Genomic DNA, 24,678 nt, shown 5'->3' with positions numbered 1-24,678 from the left:
ATCGGAGGAGAGACCATGAGCACCGAGAGGCAGCCGACGACGCCGACCGTGAAGGGACCCGCCGCGTGGTTCACCGGCGACGTCTGGTTCAACGCCTACTACGCGGGCACGGAGCCGTCCCGGTCGCGCCTGAACCTCGTGCGCTTCGCCCCCGGGGCGCACACCGCGTGGCACCGGCACGCCGTCGGGCAGACCCTGCACGTCACCGAGGGGTTCGGCTACGTGCAGTCGCGGGGCGAGGAGGTCGTCGAGCTCCGGCCGGGCGACACCGTCTACACGCCTCCGGGCGAGTGGCACTGGCACGGCGCGAGGGGCGACAGCTTCCTGTGCCACCTCGCGCTGTGGGAGGCGCCCGCACCGGGCGCCGACGAGCCGGAGACGACGTGGGGCGACCTCCTCACGCCCGAGGAGTACCCGGGCTGACATGACCGCGCGGGCGGGCGCGAGACCCTCCCGCCCGCGCGACCCGCCGTCGTCCCGACGTACCGTGAAAGACGTGGAGGCCATGGACAACCGCTCCGAGGTGCGCGAGTTCCTCATGAGCCGCCGAGCCCGGGTGACGCCCGAGCAGGCCGGCATCGAGACGTTCGGCGGCCGCCGCCGGGTCGAGGGCCTGCGGCGCGACGAGGTCGCCCGGCTCGCGGGCGTGAGCGTGGACTACTACACGCGGCTCGAGCGCGGGAACCTGCGGGGCGTGTCCGACGTCGTGCTCGAGTCCGTCGCGCGCGCCCTGCTGCTCGACGCGGCCGAGCGCGAGCACCTGCTCGACCTCGCGCGCACCGCGAACCCCGTCGGCGCCCGCCCGCAGCGCGGCCACGGCGACACGCCGGTGCGCCCCGAGCTGCAGTACCTGCTCGACGCGATCACCACGGCGCCCGCGTTCATCCAGAACAACCGCATGGACCTCGTCGCCGCGAACGCGCTCGGGTACGCGATGTACGCGCCGATGGTCGCGGGCTCCGCGGGCCCGGCCAACTTCTCACGGCACATCTTCCTCGACCCCGCGTCGCACGACTTCTACCCCGACTGGGACCGCGCAGCCTGGACGAACGTCACGATCCTGCGGCGCGAGGCCGGCCGCAGCCCGCACGACCGGCGCCTCCAGGCCCTCGTGGGCGAGCTCTCGACGCGGAGCGAGCGGTTCCGCGAGCTGTGGGCGTCCCACGACGTGCGCCGGCACTACGCCGGGCAGAAGACGTTCCGCCACCCCGTCGTCGGGGACCTCGAGCTGCACTACCAGACGCTCGAGCTGCACGGCGACCCCGGGCTCGGCATGACCGTGTACACCGCGACGCCGGGCTCACCGACCGAGGAGTCGCTGCACCTGCTCGCGTCGTGGGCGGCCACCGAGGCCGCGGCCACCACGCAGGCCGGCACCGACTGAGAGGGACCCATGGACCTGGACGACCTGCTGGCCGAGCTCGACGCCGGACGGACGATCCCCGGCGGCTCGCCGCTGCACGCCGTCATGCACCGCACGAGCCAGGAGGCGCTGCGCATCGCCGGCGAGCTCAACGGCGTCTACCGCTCGCCGGAGCGCGTCCGCGAGCTGCTCGCAGAGCTGACGGGCAGGCCCGTGCACGAGTCCGTGACCCTCTTCCCGCCCTTCACGGCCGACTTCGGCAAGAACCTCACCCTCGGCCGGGACGTCTTCATCAACTCCGGCTGCCGGTTCCAGGACCAGGGCGGCATCGTCGTCGGTGACGGCTGCCTCATCGGTCACAACGCCGTCCTCACGACGCTCGACCACGACCTCGACCCCGCCCGACGCGCCGACCTGCACCCCGCGCGCGTCGTCCTCGGCCGCAACGTGTGGCTCGGCGCGAACGTGACCGTCCTCCCGGGCGTCACCGTCGGGGACGACGCCGTCGTCGGGGCCGGCTCCGTCGTCACCCGGGACGTCCCCGCCCGCACCGTCGTCGTCGGCACGCCCGCGCGCGTCGTCCGCTCGCTCGACGCCTGAGCCTCGGCTCAGCAGGAACCGGCTCAGCAGGAACCGGCTCAGCCGGGACCGGCGAACGTCACGTCGACGCCCACGCGGCGCCGCCCTTCTCCTCGACGGGCACCGCTGCGGCGCGCTCCCGCCGGAGCACGCCGAGGACGAGGAGCACCTGCCCGACGACGTAGGTGAGCATCACCCAGAAACCGTGGGCGGGCAGGGCGTACCAGGGCGCGAACGCGTTCAGAGCGATGAGCGCGTCGGACACGAGGAACACCGCGCCGCCGACGGCCGCGAGGCGGTCGACGCCCGTCGCCGTCACGGCCATCAGGACGAGGCACGCGCCATAGACGACCACCGGGACGAGCAGCGACCCGGCTCCGGGCGCGCACGCGACGACGAGAGCGACGAAGGCCAGCAGGTACGGGGCGAGCGCGAGCGGGCGGCGTAGCACGGAGCCCGCGCGGTAGGGCCAGAACGCGAGCGTGTACGTCACCTGGGCGCACAGGAAGAACCCCACCATGACGAGGAACGCGGCGTCCCCGTCGGCGAGGTCGGGGGCGGTGTCGCCCATCCAGGAGAAGACGAGCGCGACGAGCGTGAGGCGGACCAGCCGCGAGCGCCGGGCCTGTCCGTCGCCGTCGCGCCGTCGCGACGCGAGCCACAGGCAGACCGCGAGGACGGGCATGAGGAACCACTGCGACGTGTCGGCGAGCGCCGAGGCGCCCGCGAGCTGCGCGGCGAGGTGGACGAGGGTGAGCAGGGCGAGCGCGCCCCACGCGACGATCATGGGCGAGGGAACTCCTTCGGTCGTTCACCGGCGTCCTTGCCGGCGGTGGCCGATCCTAACGCCCGGGAACCACCGCGAACGACCTCGTGAGGCCGGTGCGTGCGCGCCCGACCGCGCCGCTCACGAGGTCGCCCCCGGTCCGCTCTCGCGGGCCGGGCTCGCCACGTCCGCGACGAGGACGCGCCCGTCGCGCACCTGCGCCGCGAAGACCGCCAGCGGCCTGCGGTCCTTGCCCCCGGCGTCGAGCACCTCGCCGGTGTCGACGTCCCACACCTGCTTGAGCATGGGGGTGGTGACCGTGTCGACGTCGCGCTCCGCGCCGTCGTCGCCGGTGACGCGATGCGTGCCGACGAGGCCGCGCGACATGACGTTGGCGCCCGAGTACGGGTCCCGCTGCTGGACGGCGCGCACGGTGCCGTCGGCGAGCCGGAAGACGGCGACCTGGGTGTCGCCCAGGAGCGCGCCGGCCCCGCGCTCCGGGTCGAGGTCGTCGAGCGCGCAGATGTCGACGAACGTGCTCATCGGGCGTCCTCCAGCTCAACGCGGGCGGCGAGGAGCGCGACGTCGCGAGCGGCGCGCGGGTCGGGGTAGGCGACGGCGTCGCCCTCGTCCGCGGGACGGACCTGGCCGCGCTCGGGGACGAACGCGAGGTCGCCGTCGATCGCCTCGGGCGCGTTGACGAACGGCGTGAACTTGCGCAGCTTGGCGGGGTCGGCGAGCGTCGCGCCCCACTCGTCCTCGTAGTCGCGCACGTGCTCGGCCATCGCGGCCTCGAGCTGGTCCGCGATCCCGAGCGAGTCCTCGACGACGACGCGCCGCAGCTCCTCGAGCCCGCCCGCGCGCTCCGCGACCCACGGCGCCGTGCGCTGGAGGCGGTCGGCCTCCTGGACGTAGAGCATGAGGAACCGGTCGACGTAGCGGACCAGCGTCTCGTCGTCGAGGTCCTCGGCGAGCAGCTGGGCGTGCGCGGGCTGCGCGCCGCCGTTGCCGCCGACGTAGAGGTTCCAGCCCTTGTGCGTCGCGATGATGCCGACGTCCTTGCCGCGCGCCTCGGCGCACTCGCGCGCGCAGCCCGAGACCCCGAACTTGATCTTGTGCGGCGAGCGCAGCCCGCGGTAGCGCAGCTCGAGCCGCACCGCCATGGCTGACGAGTCCTGCACGCCGAACCGGCACCACGTGCGGCCCACGCACGTCTTCACCGTGCGCAGCGACTTTCCGTACGCGTGCCCGGACTCGAAGCCCACGGCCGTCAGGCGCCGCCAGATCTCCGGGAGCTGGTCGAGCCGCGCGCCGAACATCGCCAGCCGCTGGCCGCCGGTCACGCGCACGTAGAGCCCGAAGTCGTCCGCGACCCTCGCGAACTCCAGGAGCTGGTCCGCGCGCACCTCTCCCCCGGGCATGCGCGGGATCACCGAGTACGTGCCGTTCTTCTGCAGGTTCGCCATGACGTGGTCGTTGGTGTCCTGCAGCGCGGCCTGCTCGCCCTCGAGCACGTGGCCGCGGCGCAGCGTCGAGAGGATCGACGCGACCGTCGGGCGGCAGACGGCGCAGCCGCGGCCCGTCCCGTGCGCCGCGACGATCTCGGAGAACGTGCGCAGCCCTTCCTCGCGCACGAGCCGGTACAGCGCCGCCCGGGACATCGCGAAGTGCTCGCACAGCGCGTCCGAGACCGCGACGCCCGCCCGGGACAGCTCGGCGTTGAGCAGCTTGGTGAGCGCCGGGACGCACGACCCGCACACCGTGCCGGCCGTCGTGCACTCCTTGACCTGCCCGACCGTCCGGCAGCCGTGCTCGGTGACCGCAGAGCGGACCGTCCCGGCGTCGACGTTGTTGCACGAGCAGACGACGGCCTCGTCGGGCAGCTCGGTGTCGGCCAGGCCCTCGCCGTCGGGCGCGATGACGGCCGCGGGGTCGGCGCCGAGCGGGCGGCCCAGCAGCGGCCGCAGCGCGGAGTAGAGCTCGATGTCGCCGACGAACACGCCGCCCAGCAGCGTCGTCGCGTCGTCCGAGAGAACGAGCTTGCGGTACCGGCGGTGGATCGGGTCGACGAACGACACCTCGAGCGCACCAGCGCTCACCGCGTTGACGTCGCCGAACGACGCCGCCTCGACGCCCACGCCCTTGAGCTGGGTGCCGTCGTCGGCGCGGCGGTGCACGCGCTCGCCGCCCAGGAAGCGGTCGACGACGACGTCCGCCATGTCGTTCCCCGGCGCCACCAGCCCCGCGCACACGCCGTCGACCGAGGCGCACTCGCCGATCGCCCACACGCCCGGGTCCGAGGTCTGGCACGCCTCGCCGACGACGACGCCGCCACGCTCGCCGATGGCCAGACCCGCCTCGCGCGCCACCCGGTCGCGCGGACGGATGCCCACGGAGAAGACCACGACGTCCGTCGGCAGGGCGGAGCCGTCGGTGAGCTCGACGGAGCCCACGGACCCGTCGCCCGCGGGCAGGAACCGCTGCGCGCCCGCGCCGGTGCGGACCGTGACACCGAGGTCCTCGATGAGCAGGCGCAGCATCTCGCCGCCGCCCTGGTCGAGCTGGACGCTCATGAGCCGGTCGGCGAACTCCACGACCGTGGCCTCGGCGCCCAGGCGCTGGAGCGCCGCGGCGGCTTCGAGGCCCAGCACGCCACCGCCGACGACGACGCCGCGCACCGCCCGGCCCAGCGTCCGCTCGCGCAGGCGCACCCACTCGGCCAGCCGCTCGACGTCGTCGAGCGTGCGGTAGGTGAAAAGGCCCGGCAGGTCCGTGCCCTCCGCGCGCGGCGTCCACGCCCACGAGCCCGTCGCGAGCACCGCGCGGTCGTAGTGGACCTGGCGGCCCGAGCGCGTGGTCACGACGCTCGCCGCGCGGTCGAGCGACGCGACGGCGTCGCCGGTGACGAGCGTGACGCGCGGGTCGTCCCACACGGCGCGGTCCAGGCTGAGCGCCTCCGCGTCGCGGGCGTCGAACCACTCCGACAGGTGCACGCGGTCGTACGGCTCGTGCGGCTCGTCGCCGATCACCGTGAGCGACCAGCCGCCCTCGGGGTCGCGCGAGCGCAGGCTCGCGACGAGGCGGTGCGCCGTCATGCCGGCACCGACGACGACGATCCGGTCGCCGTCCAGGGGACCGCCGGCGGCGTGAGCGACCGCGTCCGACGGGGAGTGAGAGAGGGAGGCCACGGGGAGCACTTTCGAGAGGCGGGGGCTGCGTCGAGGCCCCGGTCCGGGTGCGACCGGTGCCCTGCTCCCGACCCTAGGGGAGGTGGTCTGACCACATCAGCCGTCTGGGACCAAGGTCCCCAGTACCCGCATCGAAGGCCATCACGTGCGCGCTCCAGCGCGGTGAGGACGGCACGACGCCGCGCCCCCCGGGACGGGGACGCGGCGTCGTGAGGTAGGCGCGTCGGACGTCGACCACGGTGGCCGGACGACCGAGCGCGACCCCGTGCGTCAGGCGTTCGCGAGCTCGCGGTCCTCGTCCGCCACGGGCCGCTGGTCCTCGTAGCGGCGCACGACGCGGCTCACGGTGGATCGCGACGCCGAGACCATCTGGGCGATCTCGCGCTGGTTCATGCCCTGGCGGGCGAGCTCGACGATGCGGCGGTCGCGCTCCGCGGTCGGGTCCTCGCCGAGCGAGGCGTCGTCCGCCTCGGTCGCCGCGGCCTGCGCGCCGTTCGTGCCGCCGACGAGGTCGAAGACCTCGACGCGCCGCGTGTGGCCCGTCACGGCGGGGGGCTCCACGACCGGTGCCGCACTGTCCTCCTCCGGGGCCGGCTGGTCCCAGGGGAGCGGACGCCCGAACAGCTCCTTCACCCGCGCCTCGAGGTCGGGGAGCGCCTCGAACGCCGTCTCGGGCACGTAGGGCTTCTCGTCGTTCGCCTCGCGCGGCTCGGTCTCCGGCTCCGTCTCCGGCTCGACGTCCCGCTCGACGGCGGGCGCCTCGGCCGGCGCGACGGCGGCCGGGCTCTCCTGGCTCGGCTCGGCGGCCGGGAGGTCCCTGACCTGCTCGAGAGACGTCGGGGTCTGCGTGCTGGCCTCGGTGTCGCGCGCGGACTCCAGCGCGAGCGTCTCCCTGCGGTGCGTCTCGACGAGCCCCTCGGCGGGCGTGGCGGTCCGGGGGACGACGACTGCCGCCGCCTCGGTCGACCCCGCGGCCTCGGCCGAACCCCGTGCGGTGCCGCGCTTCACCGAGCTCGCACCGATGAGGTCGAGCCGGTTGCCGTGGCGCTCCGCGGCCTCCAGGCGGTCGACCCAGACCTGCATGCGGCGCTCGAAGTCCTCGACCGTGAGCAGCTTGAGCGCGGCGTCACGGGCGGCGCGCTGCCGCTCGTGCGCAGCGCGGACCTTCCGCAGGTCCCCGGACGAGCCCGCGCTGTCGGCGCGGGCGTCCCGCCACTGCTCCAGGGCCGAGACGTAGCCGTGGACGCGGAGCTCCCGACGACGCTCCTCGAGCGTGTGGCCCGTCACCATGTGCCGCTCCCCCACGAGGGCGAGGTGCCACATCAGCGCGGCCACCAGCGGCGGCACGAACCGGAACACCACCATGTACGGGGTGCTCGCCGTCGGGACGGCGATCTCGTGCAGCGCGGCGAACAGACCCGACGTGCCCGAGAGCACCCAGGTGAGCGCGAGGAGGACGCCGTAGGGGCGACCCTCGAGCGCCGCGTTGCGCGCCATGAGCGCCACGGCGACGAGGCTGATCTCGAGGAAGCCCGCGAGCCCGTACGCCTCGAGCGGCGACATGTGCGCCACCTCGAGACCGAACAGGACCATGCCGCTGTACGCCAGCGCGGTGGCGATCGTCGCCGCGATGACCACGGCGACCATCGGGAGGTGCCGGCCGCGATAGCGCACCTGCCGCGGGGAACCGCCCGCGCCGGTCTGGTCCTGCTGTGTCACGTCATCCTCCGAAAAGTGGTGTGGGCGCACATATCCCAACACTCAGGACAGTCCTCGTCAACGCACCGGAAGGATCGCAATCGGATCGTGAGCAGCGGCGGTCCGGAGCGGCACGTCCGCGGGCCGGGGCCTGCGGGTCGAACGTCCGGGGACAGCACGACGCCGCGCCCCCGAGGGGACGCGGCGTCGTGGGCGGACGCGAGGGATCGTCAGACGTTGAAGCCCAGCGCGCGGAGCTGCTCCTTGCCGTCGGTCGTGATCTTCTCCGGGCCCCACGGCGGCATCCAGACCCAGTTGACGCGGAAGCCGTCGACGAGACCCTCGAGGGCCTGCGCGGACTGGTCCTCGATGACGTCGGTGAGCGGGCACGCCGCGGACGTGAGGGTCATGTCGATGACGGCGTGGTTGTTCTGGTCGATCTGGATGCCGTAGACGAGGCCGAGGTCGACGACGTTGATGCCGAGCTCGGGGTCGATGACGTCGCGCATCGCCTCTTCGACGTCGGCGACGTTCGGCGGGCTGGGCGTGACGCCCTCGGCGGGCGCGCCGGTCTCGGTGGTCATCGGTTCTCCTCCGTCGTTCCCCGCGCGGCGAGCGCCGCGTCGGAAGCCATTGCGGTTGATGCGTCGCCCAGCGTGCTCAGGGCGCCCGAGGTGACGAGCGAGTCGCGCAGCGCGGCCCAGCCGAGCAGGGCGCACTTGATACGCGCAGGGTAGCGCGACACGCCCGTGAACACCGTGGCGTCGCCGAGCTCGTCCTCCGCGGCCTCGTCGAGGCCCTTGCCGCGCGAGCCCATGAGCTCGCGGAAGACCTCGCCCAGGTGCTCGGCCTCGGTCACGGGCCGGCCGGACACGAGGTCGGTGAGCACGGACAGCGAGGCCTGCGAGATGCTGCAGCCCTGCCCCTCCCAGCTCACGCGGTCGATCGTGTCGCCGGCGAGCTCGACGCGCAGCGTCACCTCGTCGCCGCACGTGGGGTTCACCTGGTGCGACTGGCCGCTCGCGGCGCCGTCGGTCACCTCGACCAGGCCCCGGCCGTGCGGGGTCTTCGCGTGGTCGAGGATGACCTGCTGGTACATCTGCTCGATCGAGCTCATCGGGTCCTCTCTCAGTCCACCGAGAAGAACGCGCGCACACCGGCCAATGCTTCCCGGAACGCGTCGACGTCCTCGCGCGTGGTGTACACCGACGCGGACGCGCGCGCGGTCGCGGCGATGCCGAAGCGGCGGTGCAGTGGCTGGGCGCAGTGGTGACCGACGCGCACGGCGATGCCGGCGTCGTCGAGCACCTGGCCGACGTCGTGCGCGTGCACGCCGTCCACGACGAACGACACGACGGCGAGCCGGTCCTCGGGCTCGCGCGGGCCGATGATCCGCACGCCCGGGATCTCCCCGATGCGCAGCAGCTCGGCCGCGAGCTCGTGCTCGTGCGCCGCGACGCCGTCCATGCCCAGCTCGTGCAGGTACTTCGCGGCGGCGCCGAAACCGACGACCTGCGCGACGGCCTGCGTGCCCGCCTCGAAGCGCTGCGGCGGCGCCATGTACGACGACTCGGTCATCGTGACGACCTCGATCATCGACCCACCGGTCGTCACGGGCGGCAGCGCCTCGAGCAGCTCGCGCCGCCCGTACAGCACGCCCACGCCCGTGGGGCCGAGCATCTTGTGCGCCGAGAACGCGGCGAAGTCGACGCCGAGCGCGGGCAGGTCCACCGGCAGGTGCGGCACGGACTGGCACGCGTCGAGCACGGTGAGCGCCCCGACCTCGCGCGCGCGGGCCACGATCGGCTCGACGGGCGTGATCGCGCCGGTCACGTTCGACACGTGCGCGAACGCGACGACCCGCGTCCGCTCCGTGATGACCGTCGCGGCGTCCTCGACGCGCACGCGCCCGTCGTCGTCCACCTCGAACCAGCGCAGGACGGCGCCCGTGCGGGCGGCGAGCTCCTGCCACGGCACGATGTTCGCGTGGTGCTCCGCCTCCGTGATGACGATCTCGTCGCCCGGCGCGAGCGCGAAGCGGCGGGCCGCCTCTCCCCCGCGGCCGAGCGTCGCGTTCGAGATCCCGTACGCGACGAGGTTGATCGCGGCCGTCGCGCCGGAGGTCCAGACGATCTCGCCCGGACGTGCCCCGACGAACGCCGCGACGTCCGCGCGGGCGTCCTCGAACGCCTCGGTCGCCTCCTCGGCGAGCTGGTGCGCGCCGCGGTGCACGGCCGCGTTGCGCTCCTCGTAGAAGTCGACCTCGGTGTCGAGGACGACCTGCGGCTTCTGCGACGTCGCCGCGGAGTCGAGGTAGACGAGCGGACGACCACCGCGCACGGTGCGCTCGAGCAGCGGGAAGTCCGCCCGCACGGCGGCGAGCTCGGTCGCCGTCAGGGGGGAGCTGTGCGCGGTGGTCGTCATGGTCGTCTCCTCAGAGGTGGTGCTGCCGCTCAGGCCGAGGCGGCCGAGGCGGACTCGACGGCGCCCGAGAGGTAGCGGTCGTAGCCCTCCTCCTCCAGGCGGTCGGCCAGCTCCGGGCCACCCTCCTCGGCGACCTTGCCGTCGACGAAGACGTGGACGAAGTCCGGCTTGATGTAGCGCAGGATGCGCGTGTAGTGCGTGATGAGCAGGATGCCCGCGTCGGTCGCGCCGTGGACGCGGTTGACGCCCTCGGACACGATGCGCAGCGCGTCGACGTCGAGGCCCGAGTCGGTCTCGTCGAGGACGGCGAACTTCGGCTTGAGGAGCTCCATCTGGAGGATCTCGTGGCGCTTCTTCTCGCCACCGGAGAAGCCCTCGTTGACCGAGCGCTCGGCGAAGGAGTCGTCCATGCGCAGGCGCTCCATGGCGCCCTTGACGTCCTTGACCCAGTGACGCAGCGCGGGGGCCTCGCCGTCGATCGCGGTCTTCGCAGTGCGCAGGAAGTTTGACACGGAGACGCCGGGGACCTCGACCGGGTACTGCATCGCGAGGAACAGGCCCGCGCGGGCGCGCTCGTCGACGCTCATCGCGAGGACGTCCTCGCCGTCGAGCGTCACGGTGCCGCCGGTGACCTGGTACTTGGGGTGGCCGGCGATCGAGTAGGCGAGCGTGGACTTGCCCGACCCGTTGGGGCCCATGATGGCGTGGACCTCGCCGCTGGCGATCGTCAGGTCGACGCCGCGCAGGATCGGCTTCGGCCCTTCCTTGGTCTCGACGCTGACGTGCAGGTCGCGGATCTCGAGAGTGGACATCTGGTTCTTCTCCAAGAGGTTCTGGTGAGCCGTGGGGCGCGCTCGGCGCGCCGGTTCAGGATGTGGGTCAGGTGGGAGCGACGACGCGGTCGACGTCGACGAGCACCTGCTCGCCGTCGACCGTCACCGGGTACACGGGCACGGGCCGCATCGCGGGGAGCGCGGTCGGCATGCCGGTCCGCACGTCGAACTGCGAGCCGTGCAGCCAGCACTCGACGAAGCAGCCCTCGACCTCGCCGTCCGACAGGGACACGGCCCCGTGGGAGCAGATGTCCGAGATCGCGTGCCAGTCGCCGTCGCCGTCACGGATGACCGCGACCTCGACGACTCGCCCGTCCTCGGCCGGGAGCTCGACGCGGAGCGCCTCCTCCGGGCCGAGGTCGGACGTCGTGCAGGCGGGCTGTGCGGTCACGCCGTCGCCTCGGCGGGCTCGGCGCTCCCGTCGATGATCGACATGGACTTGCTCAGCTCGCGCTCGATCGCCTCGAGCAGGCGCTCCTCGACCGACGCGACGCCGATCTCCTGGATGAGCTCCGCGAAGAAGCCGCGGACGACGAGGCGGCGCGCCTCGGCCTCCGGGATGCCGCGGGCCTGGAGGTAGAAGAGCTGCTCGTCGTCGAACCGGCCGGTCGCGGACGCGTGGCCCGCGCCCTCGATCTCGCCGGTCTCGATCTCGAGGTTCGGCACCGAGTCCGCGCGCGCGCCGTCCGTGAGGACGAGGTTGCGGTTGAGCTCGTAGGTGTCCGTGCCCTCGGCCTCGGCCTGGATCAGCACGTCGCCGACCCACACCGCGTGCGCGCCCTCGCCCTGGAGCGCGCCCTTGTACGTGACGCGCGACTTGCAGCGCGGCACGGCGTGGTCGACGAACAGGCGGTGCTCCTGGTGCTGGTCCGCGTCCGCGAAGTAGAGGCCGACCATCTCGACGTCGCCGCCCTCGGCCGTGAACGTCGCGTCCGGGGTGATGCGCACGACGTCGCCGCCGAGCGTCACGACCACGTGCTTGAGCCGCGCGTCGCGCCCGATGCGGGCGCGGTGCGACGACGCGTGCACGGCGCCGTCGGCCCAGTCCTGGACCGACACGACCGTGAGGTGCGCGCCGTCCTCGACGACGATCTCGACCGTCTCGTTGAGCGTCGCGGTCCCCACGTGGTCGAGCACGACGACGGCCTCCGAGTGCCGCTCGGCGCGCACGAGCACGTGGCTCGCGGTCGGCGTGGAGCCATGACCCTCGACGCGCACGGACGTCACGTCGGACGCGACGGCCTCCTTGGGCACCGTGACGACCGTGGCCTGCTCGAACGCGTTCCACGCCGTGACGGCGGTGCGGTCGCCGGGCTTGCCGGCGGTGCCGAGCCGCTCGTCGTCGCGACCGACGATCGCGACCTCGACCTCGGGGGCCTCGACGACCGTGACGCGCACGTCGCCGCCCCCGCTCTGCCCGACGAGCTTCTCGTCGAACAGGGGCGCGAGGCGCGCGACGGGCGAGAAGCGCCACTCCTCCTCGCGCCCGGAGGGCACGGGGATGTCGGCGAGGTCGAACGACGTGAGCCGCTCGGCGCGCGAGCCCTGGGGCACGACGCCGTGGGAGTGCGCCCCGTCGGCCTGCGCGCGCGAGTGGTCGGTCGTCAGACCGGCCTCTTCGGGAATGGTGGTGGTGGTCATATCAGCCGACGGACCCTTCCATCTGCAGCTCGATGAGGCGGTTGAGCTCGAGCGCGTACTCCATGGGCAGCTCGCGCGCGATGGGCTCGACGAACCCGCGCACGATCATGGCCATCGCCTCGGTCTCCTCCATGCCTCGGGACATGAGGTAGAACAGCTGGTCCTCGCTCACCCGCGAGACCGTCGCCTCGTGCCCCATGGACACGTCGTCCTCGCGGACGTCGACGTACGGGTAGGTGTCGGACCGGGAGATCTGGTCGACGAGCAGCGCGTCGCACAGCACGGTCGAGGCCGAGTGCGAGGCGCCCTCGAGGACCTGGACCAGGCCGCGGTACGACGTGCGGCCACCGCCGCGCGCGACCGACTTCGACACGATGGACGACGACGTGTGCGGCGCCGCGTGGACCATCTTGGCCCCGGCGTCCTGGTGCTGCCCTTCGCCCGCGAACGCGATCGAGAGCGTCTCGCCGCGCGCGTGCTCGCCGAGCAGGTAGATCGCCGGGTACTTCATGGTGACCTTGGAGCCGATGTTGCCGTCGACCCACTCCATCGTCGCGCCCTCGGCCGCGGTCGCCCGCTTGGTCACGAGGTTGTAGACGTTGTTCGACCAGTTCTGGATGGTCGTGTACCGCACGCGGGCGTTCTTCTTGACGATGATCTCGACGACGGCGGAGTGCAGCGAGTCGCTCGAGTAGATCGGCGCGGTGCAGCCCTCGACGTAGTGCACGTAGGAGCCCTCGTCCGCGATGATCAGCGTCCGCTCGAACTGGCCCATGTTCTCGGTGTTGATCCGGAAGTAGGCCTGGAGCGGGATCTCGACGTGGACGCCCGGCGGCACGTAGACGAACGACCCGCCCGACCACACGGCCGAGTTGAGCGCCGCGAACTTGTTGTCGCCCGACGGGATGACGGTGCCGAAGTACTCCTGGAAGAGCTCCGGGTGCTCGCGCAGCGCGGTGTCCGTGTCGAGGAAGATGACGCCCTGGCGCTCGAGCTCCTCGTTGATCTGGTGGTAGACCACCTCGGACTCGTACTGCGCCGCGACGCCCGCGACGAGGCGCTGCTTCTCCGCCTCGGGGATGCCGAGCTTGTCGTACGTCTCCTTGATGTCCTCGGGCAGGTCGTCCCACGAGGCGGCCTGCTTCTCCGTGGAGCGCACGAAGTACTTGATGTTGTCGAAGTCGATGCCGGTGAGGTCGGAGCCCCAGCTCGGCATGGGCTTCTTGTCGAAGAGGCGCAGGGCCTTGAGCCGCGTCTTCAGCATCCACTCGGGCTCGTTCTTCAGAGCCGAGATGTTGCGCACGACGTCCTCGGACAGGCCGCGCTGTGCGGCCTCGCCGGCGGCGTCGCTGTCGTGCCAGCCGTATCCGTAGGCACCGATCGAGGCGATGATCTCGTCGTCGGTCTGCTTCTCACCGGTCGGCTGGGCCGTGCCGGTGGCGTCCTGGGTGGGAGCGCTCATGGTCGTCCTTCCACTGTCCGTCGTGTGCGGGCGGGGGCAGTCGGTACAAGGTTCGTGCGGGGGGGGTGTCGTGCGTGCCTCGGGGCGGCGGTGCGCCCCTCGGGTCAGGTCTCGCCCGACGTCGGGCGACCGCGCGCCCGGACGTCGTGGTCATGGCCTGCGTGCGCATGGCCGTCGTGGTCGCGGAGCGGCCGGGCCGCCCGCGGTGCGGGGACCGGAAGGCCCACCGGGACGTTGGTCGTGCACGCGTGCGCGCCCGTCGCGAGGGTCGCGAGGCGCTGCACGTGCGAGCCGAGCAGCTTGGCGAAGACCTGCGCCTCCGCCTCGCACAGCTGCGGGAACTCCTCGGCGACGTGCTGCACCGGGCAGTGGCCCTGGCACAGCTGCACCGCGGAGGTGCCGGGGACCGGGCGCACGCTCGCCGCGTACCCGTCGTCCGCGAGCGCCGCCGCGAGCTGGGCGGCCCGGCCCTCGACGTCGTCCGCGTCGAGCCGGCCCTCGTAGCGGTCGGCGAGCTCGGCGAGCCGGTCCTGGGCGAAGCGCTCGACGGCGTCCGGCCCGGCGACGTCGCGCAGGTACCGCAGCGCCTGGGTCGCGAGGTCGGCGTACGTGCCGCTGAGCGCGCCCTGCCCGGCCGACGTCGTGACGTAGCGCCTCGCGGGCCGGCCGCGCATCCCGGTGGGGTGCCCGGCGTCGTGCACGGCGACGAGGTCGTCCTCCTCGAGGAGGGCGAGGTGGCGGCGCACGGCCGCGGGGGTGAGCCCGAGCGTGGCGGCGAGGTCGGCGGCGCTCACGGGACCCGCGCTCGCCACGAGCTCGAGCACGCGCTCGCGCGTGCGGCGGTCGGCGTCGGCGGGCATCGTGGGCGCGGTCGCGGGAGCGGCGGGGCGCAACGTGTCCGGGCGGACGGATCCTGCGGCCATGCTCACCTCCCGTGGCGTCCCGGTGGGCTCGGGTGCGCGCGGCACCGGCCTGGACGGCGTACAGATCTTTAGAACAGATATAGACAACATGGTTGTTCCCTAATTGCCCCAGCGCAAGCAAGGCGACCCTCAGACCAGCCCGGTTCCGCCGCAATGTGGCGTACACGACACCCGTGCGGTCCGGGCCGGGCGGGGAGCCGTTCGCGGCGGGCCCGCCCCCTACAATCGCCGGGTGCCCGCCCCCGCCGTGCTCGTGCACGACCTCGTCAAGCGCTACGACGGTCGTGCCGTCGTCGACGGCGTGTCCCTCACCGCCGAGCGCGGCACGATCACCGCGGTGCTCGGTCCCAACGGCGCCGGCAAGACCACGACGGTCGAGTGCTGCGAGGGCCTGCGCTCCCCCGACGCCGGGCGGGTCGAGGTCCTCGGGCTCGACCCGCTGACCGACACGCGCGACCTGCGCCCGCGCGTCGGCGTCATGCTCCAGGACGGCGGGCTCCCGACGGGCGTGCGCGCGCTGGAGATGCTGCGGCACGTCGCGTCGATGTACGCGCGGCCGCGCGACGTCGGCGAGCTCACCGAGCGCCTGGGGCTGGAGAGCTTCGCGCGCACGACCGTCCGCCGGCTGTCGGGCGGGCAGCGGCAGCGGCTCGCGCTCGCCGCGGCGATCGTCGGCCGGCCGGAGGTCGTCTTCCTCGACGAGCCGAGCGCGGGCATGGACCCGCAGAGCCGGCACGCCGTGTGGGAGCTCGTGCGCGAGCTGCGCGCCGAGGGCGTGGGCATCGTCCTCACGACGCACCTCATGGACGAGGCGGAGGACCTCGCCGACCACGTCTACGTCGTCGACCACGGGAAGGTCATCGCCGCGGGTGCGACCCGCGACCTGCTCGAGACCGGGGCCGACGGCGCGGCGGACCGCACCGTCCGCTTCGAGGCGACGCCGGCGCTCGACCTCGGCGGCCTGAGCGACGCGCTCGCCGGGGTGGGCCAGCCCGTCGGCGCCGCGCCGGGCGCGTGGGCCGTCGCCGAGCCGCAGCCCGGCTCGTACACCCTCACCGGCCCCGCCGACCCCGCGACGCTCGTGGCGCTGACGACGTGGCTCGCCGCGCGCGGCGTCCTCGCCTCGCGCGTCACGGTGGGCCGCCGCACGCTCGAGGACGTGTTCCTCGACCTCACGGGACGGCACCTGCGATGAGCACGACCCCGACCACGCCGGACGCTGCGGGCCAGAGCCAGGCTCTGGCGGCCGCCGAGCTCGCCGCGCCGGCGTGGCGCCGCGTCGTGGCGCAGACGGCGTTCGAGACGCGCATGATCCTGCGCAACGGCGAGCAGCTCCTCGTGACGATCATCCTGCCCGTGATGCTCCTGCTCGGGCTCGTGCTCACGTCGTTCGTCGACCTCGACACCGGCGGGGCCTCGCGCGTCGACTTCGTGACACCCGGCGTCCTCGCGCTCGCCGTGATGTCGACCGCGTTCACGTCCCAGGCCATCGCGACCGCGTTCGACCGGCGCAACGGCGTGCTCCGCCTCATGTCGACGACTCCCCTGGGTCGCGGCGGCCTCCTCGCGGGGAAGGTGCTCGGCGTCCTCGCGGTCGAGGTCGTGCAGGTCGTCGTCATCACCGCGGTCGCGCTCGCGCTCGGCTGGCAGCCCGACCCCGCGGGGATCCCCGCGGCCCTGCTCGCCGTGCTGCTCGGGACCGCGGCGTTCACGTCGCTCGCGATGCTGCTCGCCGGGACGCTGCGCGCCGAGGGCGTGCTCGCGGTGGCGAACCTCGTGCTCGTGCTGCTCACCGTCGGCGGAGGCGTCCTCGTCCCGGCCGACCAGCTCCCCGGCCCGCTCGAGCACGTCGCGCTCCTGCTGCCGTCCGGCGCGCTGGGCGAGGCCATGCGCGGCGCCCTGCTCGACGGCTCGGTGCCGCCGTTCTCCGTCGTCGTGCTGCTCGGCTGGACCGCCGCGCTCGGCTGGGGCGCGGGCAAGCTCTTCCGCTGGACCTGAGCCCCGGGCACATCTCACACCGCAGGATTCCGGGGCTGCGCGGTCGTCCCGATACCGTGGGACCGTGAGCACCCCGCCCCCCGCGCTCGACCCCGCTCCCGCTGACAGCCCCGCAGGCGCCGCCTCCGGCGACGGCGCCGCACGCCCGGACCGTCTCGCGCCGCTGCGGCGCTGGACCCGGCCGGTGCTCGTCGCGAACCTCGTGGCGCAGATCGGCATCATCGTCACGGGCGGCGCCGTACGGCTCACGGGCTCGGGGCTCGGGTGCTCGACCTGGCCGCAGTGCGAGCCCGGGCAGTTCGCGGCGAAGTTCCACCCCGAGACGACGTACCACCAGTTCGTCGAGTACGGGAACCGCACGCTCACCGGGGTGCTGAGCGTCATCGCGATCGCGGCCCTCGTGCTCGTGTGGACGGACCGCTCGCGCGTCCTGTCCTACCGGCTCCTCGGCGCCGTCCCGCTGCTCGGCGTCGCCGCGCAGGCGGTCATCGGCGGCGTGATCGTCCTGCTGCACCTGCACCCGGGGTGGGTGTCCCTGCACTTCGTCGTCTCGGCCGCGCTCGTCTCCGTCTCTCTGCTCCTCCTGCACCGGTCCGGCGAGGGCGACGGGCCGCCCGTCCCGACGGTCGCGCCACGCTCGCGCGCGCTCGCCTGGACGCTGTACGGGCTGACGGCGCTGATCGTCGTCCTCGGCGTCATCGTCACAGGGGCGGGACCGCACAGCGGCGACGAGGAGGTCGGGTACCGCTTCGCCGTCGACCCCGCGCTCATGAGCAAGCTCCACGCGTGGGCCGTGTGGGTGTTCGTCGCCGTCCTCGTCACCTACCTCGTGAGCGTCCGCCGCGGGCGGCAGCAGGTGCGCCGCGCGGCCTGGGTCCTGCTCGCGATCACGCTGGGCCAGGGACTGATCGGGTACGTCCAGTACTTCACGGGCCTGCCCGCGCTCCTCGTCGGGCTGCACATGCTCGGCTCGGCGCTCCTCGTCGCCGGTTCCACGCGCGTCGTCCTGACGACCCGCACCCGCGCCTGAGCGAGCGGTGGCCCGGGCCCGAGCGGCCCGGGCCACCGCTGCGTCAGCGCCAGCCAGCGCCAGTCGGCGCCAGTCAGCGCCAGAGCGCGGCGACGCGCTCCGCGAGCGCGGTACCTCGCTCGTACCCGGCCTCGGCCGCCGCCGGGCGCAGCGACAGGTCCATCGCCTGAGGCCCGAAGAAGTGGTCCGCGCCGGCGCCCGGGACGATCACCTCGACATCGCTCCCCCGTTCCCGCAGCTCGTCGACCTGGGCCGAGAGCTGGAGGCCCCAGCCCAGCGGCGCCCGCGTCCTGCCCCCGAACGGCGACAGCACCAGCACGCGCCGGTGCCCCGCCGCCAGGTCCGCGTTCTCGTTGCGGCGATATCCGCCGTCGAGGTACTGCCGCTCCCCGACCCGGTAGGCGAACCCGCTCGCGCAGCTCGCCGCGACGGCGTCGACGAGGTCGACACCGCTCTGCCGGTCGAAGACGAACGGCTCACCGGTCTGCGCGTCGACGGCGGTGAGGAGGACCGCCGTCCGAGGCCAGGACGGGTCCGGCAGGCGTGCGGCGACGGTGGCCCGCCACCGGGACTGCACGGCCTCGTCCGACGACCCGGGCAGCGCGAGCGCCGCCTCCCCGAGCCGGCGGCGCATGTCCGCCGCGTCCCGGGCACCGGCGATGACCGCGGCCGTCCGCGCCATCTGGTCCGCTGCCTGTCGCGTGCGGTCCCCGCCCGCGGCCGGGCCGCTCGGCCCCGACTGCGGGCGCGGGGGCGCGACGAGAGCGGCGGCGTAGAGCTCCGCGGGCGTCGCGCCGGCGAGCTGCGCCGCCGCCGTCGACCCGGCCGACGTCCCGACGGTCACGTCTGCCGTCGTGGACACGTCCAGCCCGGCGTCTGCCAGGCCGGCGACGACGCCGATCAGCCACGCGTTGCCGGTGGACCCGCCGCCCCCGAGGACGAGGGCGCGCTCGCCCGCCGTCGGGACAGCGTCGGTGGCCGCGGGATCAGGGAGCGAGGAACCTGCGGGCGAGATGCCCGGTGCAGAAGAAGGTGTGGTGGTGCGCATGGGAGTCGCCTCTCGCGATGGTGCGGCGAGCGCTCCCGACGACGACTACGGCCGTCGCGCGATCGTGGGCAACGAGGGAGCGCCCGGTACGGACACAGCGTTCACGGGACTCACCTCCTCGGCTCGGTGCACGATCGGCCCCGACGCTAGCACGCCGAACCGCCCCGGCACACGGCCTTTGCGGCCGTCGGGAGGACGCTGGCGAGTCGGGTCTCAGACCCGCGTGACACGAACCGCACCTGCCGAAGTAGAGCCGTGGTCGCGCGAGGTAGAGCCGTGGCTGGCCGGGGTAGAGCCGTGATCTGCCGAGGAAGTGCCCAGACCGTGCCCGACGACGGGTGGGTCGCCCCGACGGTCAGGCCCACCCGCGGGCCAGCACGGCACAGGCGGACCGACCACGGGCAGTCGCCCGAGGTGAGCGCCGACGAGGGCGAGTCGAAGCCGGGCGGGGTGGGTGGTGGTGCCGCGTCGTGGCGGGCCTGGCGGGAGCCGCGAGGAACGAGCGGCGGATGGTAGACGCGGCACCACCACCCACCCCGACCACCCAAACCAGCCACACGCCGTCGAGCACAAGAACCACGGCTCTACCTCGGCCGACCGGGTTATCCCTGGCGTGACAGCGGCGTGACAGCGGGTGGTGCTCCGCTGACAGCGCGGTGCGAGGGCGCGCGTCGAGCCTGGGTGGTGAACCCACCGACCAGGAGGACACATGACCACCCCCGCGATCGAGGCCCACGGCCTCGTGAAGGTCTTCGGCGAGAACCGCGCCGTCGACGGCGTGGACCTCACCGTGCGCACCGGCACCGTCTACGGGGTCCTCGGACCCAACGGCGCCGGGAAGACCACGACCATCAGCATGCTCGCGACGCTCCTGCGCCCGGACGCCGGCGAGGCCCGTGTGTTCGGGCACGACGTCGTCGCGCACCCGCACAGGGTGCGTCAGCTCATCGGCGTGACGGGGCAGTACGCCTCCGTGGACGAGACGCTCAGCGCGACGGAGAACCTCGTGATCTTCGCGCGGCTCCTCGGGCTGTCGCGCACGCAGGCCCGGCGCAAGGCCGTCGAGCTGTTGGAGGCGTTCGGCCTCACGGACGCGGCGTCCCGCCCGCTGAAGAACTTCTCGGGCGGCATGCGCCGCCGTCTGGACCTCGCGGCGAGCCTCATCGCGCAGCCGCCGCTCATCTTCCTCGACGAGCCGACGACCGGCCTCGATCCGCGCACGCGCGCCCAGATGTGGTCGACGATCCGCGACCTCGTCGCGAGCGGGTCGACCGTGCTGCTCACGACGCAGTACCTGGACGAGGCGGACCAGCTCGCGGACCGGATCGCGGTGATCGACCGCGGTCGCGTGGTGGCCGAGGGCACCGCGGACGACCTCAAGGACGCCGTCGGCGACCAGTCGCTCCAGCTTGCCCTGATCCACGCCACGGACGTGACGCCCGCGCTCGAGATCGTCGAGCGCTCGCTGGGCCTCGCCGCGACGGTCTCCCCCGAGGCTCGCCGGCTCACCGTGCCCGTCCCCGGGCCGGACGTCGTGACGGACCTCCTCGTGCGCCTGCGCGAGGCACGCATCGAGGTCGGCTCGCTGAGCATGGACAAGCCGAGCCTCGACGAGGTGTTCCTCACCCTGACGGGGCACGGCGCCGAGGCGTCCGACCCGGTGGCCGGCGACGGCACGACGGGCGGCGCCGTGGACCGGCGCTCCACGGACGACACCCCGGGCGCGCGCGACGACCGCGCGGCCGCGACGCGAGAGGCGGCGCTGCGATGACCACCACGACCACGACTCCCCCCACGGCTCCCGGCTCGACCGACGTGTCGCCCGCGACCCGGCCCCGCATCCAGGCGGGCGCCGACCGCGCGCTGTCCGACCGCACGTCGCTGCGCGCGACGGCCGACCACACGCTGACCATGGCGTACCGCGGGCTGCTGAAGATCAAGCGCACGCCGGAACAGCTCTTCGACGTGACGCTGCAGCCGATCCTCTTCACGCTGATGTTCACGTACATCTTCGGCGGGGCGATCGCGGGGGACGTCACGAGCTATCTGCCGATCATCATCCCGGGCATCCTCGTGCAGACCGTCATCACGACGTCGGTCGTCACCGGCACGCAGTTGCGCGAGGACATGGACAAGGGCGTGTTCGACCGCTTCCGGTCGCTCCCCATCGCGCGCATCGCGCCGTTGTCGGGCGCGCTCCTCGCGGACACGGTCCGCTACCTCATCGCGACCACGCTCACGTTCGCGATGGGCTACCTCATGGGCTACCGGCCCGACGGCGGGCTCGGTGCCGTCGCGCTCGCAGGTCTGCTGGTCATCGTGTGCTCGTGGGCCGTGAGCTGGATCTTCGCGTTCTTCGGCGTCATCGCCCGGACCGCGTCGAGCGTGCAGGGCATCTCGATGATCGTGCTCTTCCCGCTGACGTTCCTGTCGAACGCGTTCGTCCAGCCGGACACGATGCCGGGCTGGCTCCAGGGCTTCGTCGACGTCAACCCGGTGTCGCACCTCGTCACCGCGGTCCGCGAGCTCGCGAACACGGGCTCGCTCGGCTCCGACGCATCGGTCTCGCTGGTCGGTGCCGCGGTCATCGTCGCGGTCTTCGCGCCGCTCACCGTGCGCGCGTACATGCGCAAGGCCTGACCGCACGACCCGGGCGCCACGTCCTGAGCACGGGGTCGGCACCTCTCCGGGTGCCGGCCCCGCCCCCGTCCGTCAGACGTCGGAGGGCCCGTCCCCGCCGGCGTCGCCCTCGAAGTCGGCCTCCGCCTCGTCGAGGAGCGCGAAGCCCCGGCGCGCGAGGTCGCCCCGGTCCAGGTCGTGCGCCTCGGCCCGGGCCCGCTCCGCGAGCACCGGACCGACGACGCCGGTCACCTGCGCCCAGGCGTTCTCGTGGCGCAGCGAGGGCTGGTCCTGTCGCGAGCCCATCCGTTCCGCGAGCGCGACGAGCAGGACGCCACGCTCGGCGCCGTCGTCCGAGCCGCCCGCCCGGGAACCGCCGCGGCCCAGCGCGGACGCGACCCCGAGCGCGAGGAACGACGTCCCGACGACCGGGTAGTCCACGAAGTGCGGGCGCGCCCGGTGCATCCCGAGGACGAGCGCCCGCAGCTCCTCGGCGACGGCCGGGGCCAGCGCCGATCCCGCGGTCGCGAGGCGCACGAGCCACGACGAGACGAGCAGCACGTACCAGGGCGACCAGCGCGCCTCGTCGTCGAACGATGCGGCCGCCTCCCCGTAGAGCGCGAGGGTGGCGTCCTCGTCGCCGTGCATCGCCGCGACCTCCGCCCGACCCATCGCGACGACGGAGCGCACGTCGGGCGGGACGTCCGCGCCGCCGAAGCCCACGCCGCCCACCGCGCCGTCGAACGCCGCGAGCAGCCGTTCAGCGCGCTCCGTCTCACCGAGCGTCACCGCGGCCGACATCTCCACCCAGTCGAGCTGCTGCAACGTCGCCGTCGCGCCGAGCGCCCGGAGGTGGTCGCGCGCGGCCTCGGCCCAGCGCCCGACGTCGGCGGCGTCACCCGCCTCGCTCGCGCACGAGGCGAGGAACATCGCCGTCGTCGCGCGCGCCGCGACGTCGCCGCGGGCCACCGCCCGCTCGTGCGCGAGGGCGCCCCACGAGCGGGCCTCGGCCAGGCGCCCCTCGTTCTCCGCCATCTGGGCCGTCGTGAACTCGGCCAGCATCGCGACGAACGCGTCGTCGTCGGCCCGCAGCCTCGCGAGCGTCGCCTCCATCTCCTCGGTGCTGCGTACGGTCAGGAGCCGGGCGAACGCCCGGGTGCGTGGCCCGACGTCGGGCCGGCGCAGGAGCCGACGCAGTCGCCCCAGCGCCCGGGCGGTCAGCTCGGGGCGCGCGAACGCCCCGGCACCCGCGACCGCGGCGAGCGCGAGAGCCGCGGGCTGGACGTCCTCGCAAGGGACCTCCCAGCCGACGACCGAGTCGAGCACGACCTCCACGAGCCCGGCGGCCTGGTCCTCGATGCCCAGAAGCAGCCAGGAGCCCATGAGCGCCGTGAACACCCGCACGACGACGCCGGGTCGCGCGTCCTGGACCGCCTCGCGCAGCGCGAAGAGGAGGTTCTCCTGCTCGCGCCGCAGGTCGGTCGCGGCGGCGGCCTGGTCGCCTCCGACGAGCGCGTCCGCGCAGCGTTCCGCGAGCGCGGCCGCCCAGCGCTGCACCGCCTCGCGCGCCACCGCCGTCGTCCCCGCGTCCTGCAGCCGCAGCGCGCCGAACTCCCGCACGGTCTCGAGCATCCGGTACCGCACGACGCCGTCGTCCTCGGTGACCCGCAGGAGCGACTGGGCGACGAGCCCGTCGAGCGCGTCGAGGGTTCCCCACCTGGGAGTTCCGAGCAGCCCTCCCGGAGGCGCGTCACCCGCTACGGCCTGCGCTGCCTCGGCCGAGAAGCCGTCCGGGAACACGGCCGCACGGCACAGCAGGTCCTGCTCGGGCTCCGCCAGCAGGTTCCAGCTCCACTCGATCACGGCCTCGAGCGTGCGGTGCCGGTCGGCGGCGAGCCGGTCCCCCGAACGCAGGAGCGCGAAGCGCTCGTCGAGGTGCCGCTCGACGTCCTCGACGCTCATCGTGCGCACGCGGGCCGCGGCGAGCTCGATCGCGAGCGGGAGGCCGTCGAGGCGCTCGCACAGCCGGGCGACGACGTCGGGTGGCAGGCTCGCGCCGGGCCGGACGGCGCGGGCGCGCTCGACGAAGAGGCGGACGGCGGGTCCGGTGCCGCCGTCCGCCCCCAGCGCGTCGAGGGGGTACACGTGCTCGGCCGCGAGACGCAGGGGCGACCGGCTCGTCGTGAGGACGGTCAGGTGCGGAGCGGCGCCGAGCAGGTCGGCTGCCCAGCGCGCCGCGCCGTCCAGGACGTGCTCGCAGTTGTCCAGGACGAGCAGGACGTCGCGCCCCCGCACGCGGTCGAGCACCTGCTCGCGCAGCTCCGGCGCCGCGAGGCGGTCGGCGAGCCGGCCGGTACGTCCGGGCGGGGAGATCCCCAGCCCGTCCGCGAGGGCCACGACGACGTCCTCGTCCGCCCGCACGCCGGCGAGCTCGACGACGACCACGAGGTCGACCGTCCCGGTCGCGGCCGCGCGGCGCGCGACCTCCTGCGCGAGGCGCGTCTTGCCGAGCCCGCCCGGGCCGAGGACCGTGACGAGCCGGGACCGGGCGAGCGCGTCCCGCACGCGGTCGACGTCGTCGTCCCGTCCGACGAGCGCGTCGGACGCCAGGCGCACGCCGCGCACCTGCGTCGCGCGCCCCCCGGTGGCCGTGCCCGCCGCGGGGTCCGTACCTCCCACGGAGGCCGCGGCGAGCGCGCCCGCTTCGCCGTCCCGTGCGGGCGAGCGTGCCGGGTCGCCCGGGCTGGGCGGGCGGTCGAGCAGGTCGGCGGCGAGCCGTTGGAGGTCCGGGGCCGGGTCCGTGCCGAGCTCGCGGACGAGCGCGTGGCGGACGCGCGCGTACGCGGCGAGCGCCTCGCGCACCCGGCCCGACGCCGCGAGCGCCGTCATGAGGTCGCGCGCGGCGTCCTCGTCGGTCTCGTCGCGGTCGAGCGCCGCGGTCGCGAGCGCGACGACGGTCTCCTGGTCCCCGGCGGCGGCCGCGGCCGAGCGCAGCGCGACCGTGAGCCCGTCGCGCAGCCGCGTCGCCTCCGCGCGCAGCGCCTGCCCGACAGGTCCGGGCACGTCGGCGCCCGGGTCCTCGTCGTGCCACAGCACGAGCGCCCCC

General features: G+C 74.0%; 22 protein-coding genes. 8 read left to right on the top strand and 14 right to left on the bottom strand.

The window, feature by feature from the left end:
* Positions 1 to 15 precede the first annotated feature (15 nt).
* The 3 genes from FB00_RS18210 to FB00_RS18200 all read left to right on the top strand — a co-directional run bounded on the left by FB00_RS18210 (position 16) and on the right by FB00_RS18200 (position 1,963).
* Complete coding sequence (locus FB00_RS18210) at positions 16 to 423, top strand: cupin domain-containing protein (protein ID WP_047234329.1); 408 nt, start codon at positions 16 to 18, stop codon at positions 421 to 423.
* 82 nt (positions 424 to 505) lie between these two features.
* Positions 506 to 1,384, top strand: coding sequence for a helix-turn-helix transcriptional regulator (locus tag FB00_RS18205; RefSeq protein WP_047234328.1), 879 nt, complete (start codon positions 506 to 508; stop codon positions 1,382 to 1,384).
* Between the two features lie 9 nt (positions 1,385 to 1,393).
* Positions 1,394 to 1,963 (top strand): DapH/DapD/GlmU-related protein, encoded by a 570-nt coding sequence (locus tag FB00_RS18200; RefSeq protein ID WP_047234327.1) that lies wholly within the window; start codon positions 1,394 to 1,396, stop codon positions 1,961 to 1,963.
* A gap of 58 nt (positions 1,964 to 2,021) precedes the next feature.
* On the opposite strand, the gene FB00_RS18195 is transcribed toward FB00_RS18200, so the two are convergent.
* The 12 genes from FB00_RS18195 to FB00_RS18140 all read right to left on the bottom strand — a co-directional run bounded on the left by FB00_RS18195 (position 2,022) and on the right by FB00_RS18140 (position 14,877).
* Positions 2,022 to 2,729 carry a lysoplasmalogenase gene (locus tag FB00_RS18195; protein ID WP_047234326.1) on the bottom strand — a complete coding sequence of 236 codons (708 nt, stop codon included), beginning with the start codon at positions 2,727 to 2,729 and terminating at the stop codon, positions 2,022 to 2,024.
* A gap of 120 nt (positions 2,730 to 2,849) precedes the next feature.
* Positions 2,850 to 3,251, bottom strand: coding sequence for a nitrite reductase (NAD(P)H) small subunit (locus tag FB00_RS18190; protein WP_047234325.1), 402 nt, complete (start codon positions 3,249 to 3,251; stop codon positions 2,850 to 2,852).
* The gene (nirB, locus tag FB00_RS18185) at positions 3,248 to 5,896 is read right to left on the bottom strand and encodes a nitrite reductase large subunit NirB (RefSeq protein WP_047234324.1); all 2,649 of its coding nucleotides are present in this window, start codon (positions 5,894 to 5,896) and stop codon (positions 3,248 to 3,250) included. The genes FB00_RS18190 and nirB overlap by 4 nt, the downstream gene beginning before the upstream one ends.
* A gap of 270 nt (positions 5,897 to 6,166) precedes the next feature.
* Positions 6,167 to 7,615, bottom strand: a complete 1,449-nt coding sequence (locus tag FB00_RS18180; RefSeq protein WP_156186456.1) for a helix-turn-helix domain-containing protein — start codon at positions 7,613 to 7,615, stop codon at positions 6,167 to 6,169.
* A gap of 209 nt (positions 7,616 to 7,824) precedes the next feature.
* On the bottom strand, positions 7,825 to 8,178 hold the full coding sequence (locus FB00_RS18175) for a metal-sulfur cluster assembly factor (protein WP_047234322.1): 354 nt from the start codon (positions 8,176 to 8,178) through the stop codon (positions 7,825 to 7,827).
* Positions 8,175 to 8,711 carry a Fe-S cluster assembly sulfur transfer protein SufU gene (sufU, locus tag FB00_RS18170; RefSeq protein ID WP_082141491.1) on the bottom strand — a complete coding sequence of 179 codons (537 nt, stop codon included), beginning with the start codon at positions 8,709 to 8,711 and terminating at the stop codon, positions 8,175 to 8,177. The genes FB00_RS18175 and sufU overlap by 4 nt, the downstream gene beginning before the upstream one ends.
* Before the next feature lie 11 nt (positions 8,712 to 8,722).
* Positions 8,723 to 10,018: a cysteine desulfurase gene (locus FB00_RS18165; protein ID WP_047234321.1), complete on the bottom strand. Its 1,296-nt coding sequence runs from the start codon at positions 10,016 to 10,018 to the stop codon at positions 8,723 to 8,725.
* Between the two features lie 29 nt (positions 10,019 to 10,047).
* On the bottom strand, positions 10,048 to 10,830 hold the full coding sequence (gene sufC / locus FB00_RS18160; protein ID WP_047234341.1) for a Fe-S cluster assembly ATPase SufC: 783 nt from the start codon (positions 10,828 to 10,830) through the stop codon (positions 10,048 to 10,050).
* Positions 10,831 to 10,897: 67 nt separating this feature from the next.
* On the bottom strand, positions 10,898 to 11,242 hold the full coding sequence (locus FB00_RS18155) for a non-heme iron oxygenase ferredoxin subunit (RefSeq protein WP_047234320.1): 345 nt from the start codon (positions 11,240 to 11,242) through the stop codon (positions 10,898 to 10,900).
* Complete coding sequence (gene sufD / locus FB00_RS18150; protein ID WP_047234319.1) at positions 11,239 to 12,492, bottom strand: Fe-S cluster assembly protein SufD; 1,254 nt, start codon at positions 12,490 to 12,492, stop codon at positions 11,239 to 11,241. The genes FB00_RS18155 and sufD overlap by 4 nt, the downstream gene beginning before the upstream one ends.
* A gap of 1 nt (position 12,493) precedes the next feature.
* Complete coding sequence (gene sufB / locus FB00_RS18145; protein ID WP_047234318.1) at positions 12,494 to 13,954, bottom strand: Fe-S cluster assembly protein SufB; 1,461 nt, start codon at positions 13,952 to 13,954, stop codon at positions 12,494 to 12,496.
* Positions 13,955 to 14,058: 104 nt separating this feature from the next.
* Entirely contained in the window at positions 14,059 to 14,877 is an 819-nt protein-coding gene (locus FB00_RS18140) for a helix-turn-helix transcriptional regulator (protein ID WP_082141490.1), read from the bottom strand.
* A gap of 232 nt (positions 14,878 to 15,109) precedes the next feature.
* On the opposite strand from FB00_RS18140, the gene FB00_RS18135 reads away from it, so the two are divergent.
* The 3 genes from FB00_RS18135 to FB00_RS18125 all read left to right on the top strand — a co-directional run bounded on the left by FB00_RS18135 (position 15,110) and on the right by FB00_RS18125 (position 17,905).
* On the top strand, positions 15,110 to 16,072 hold the full coding sequence (locus FB00_RS18135) for an ABC transporter ATP-binding protein (RefSeq protein WP_047234317.1): 963 nt from the start codon (positions 15,110 to 15,112) through the stop codon (positions 16,070 to 16,072).
* Positions 16,069 to 16,875 carry an ABC transporter permease gene (locus FB00_RS18130; protein ID WP_082141489.1) on the top strand — a complete coding sequence of 269 codons (807 nt, stop codon included), beginning with the start codon at positions 16,069 to 16,071 and terminating at the stop codon, positions 16,873 to 16,875. Before FB00_RS18135 ends, FB00_RS18130 begins: the two co-directional genes overlap by 4 nt.
* Before the next feature lie 64 nt (positions 16,876 to 16,939).
* Positions 16,940 to 17,905 (top strand): COX15/CtaA family protein, encoded by a 966-nt coding sequence (locus FB00_RS18125; RefSeq protein WP_082141488.1) that lies wholly within the window; start codon positions 16,940 to 16,942, stop codon positions 17,903 to 17,905.
* A 73-nt stretch (positions 17,906 to 17,978) separates the two neighbouring features.
* Here the strand turns inward: FB00_RS18125 and FB00_RS18120 are convergent, their stop codons facing one another.
* Positions 17,979 to 18,953 (bottom strand): patatin-like phospholipase family protein, encoded by a 975-nt coding sequence (locus FB00_RS18120; RefSeq protein ID WP_231581928.1) that lies wholly within the window; start codon positions 18,951 to 18,953, stop codon positions 17,979 to 17,981.
* A gap of 709 nt (positions 18,954 to 19,662) precedes the next feature.
* On the opposite strand from FB00_RS18120, the gene FB00_RS18115 reads away from it, so the two are divergent.
* Complete coding sequence (locus FB00_RS18115; protein WP_082141487.1) at positions 19,663 to 20,724, top strand: ATP-binding cassette domain-containing protein; 1,062 nt, start codon at positions 19,663 to 19,665, stop codon at positions 20,722 to 20,724.
* A complete protein-coding gene (locus FB00_RS18110; RefSeq protein WP_082141486.1) occupies positions 20,721 to 21,593 on the top strand; it encodes an ABC transporter permease in 873 nt (290 codons plus the stop codon). The genes FB00_RS18115 and FB00_RS18110 overlap by 4 nt, the downstream gene beginning before the upstream one ends.
* Before the next feature lie 72 nt (positions 21,594 to 21,665).
* Here FB00_RS18110 and FB00_RS18105 read toward each other — a convergent pair.
* Positions 21,666 to 24,678: ATP-binding protein (locus tag FB00_RS18105; protein ID WP_047234316.1), on the bottom strand; the 3,013-nt coding region annotated here is incomplete at its 5' end.

The organism is Cellulosimicrobium funkei, assembly GCF_001019615.1.
In the GTDB taxonomy this organism is placed as follows: Bacteria; Actinomycetota; Actinomycetes; order Actinomycetales; family Cellulomonadaceae; genus Cellulosimicrobium; species Cellulosimicrobium cellulans_E.
Note: the sequence above shows the minus strand (reverse complement) of the source record. Positions and strands in the feature narration are given on the sequence as shown.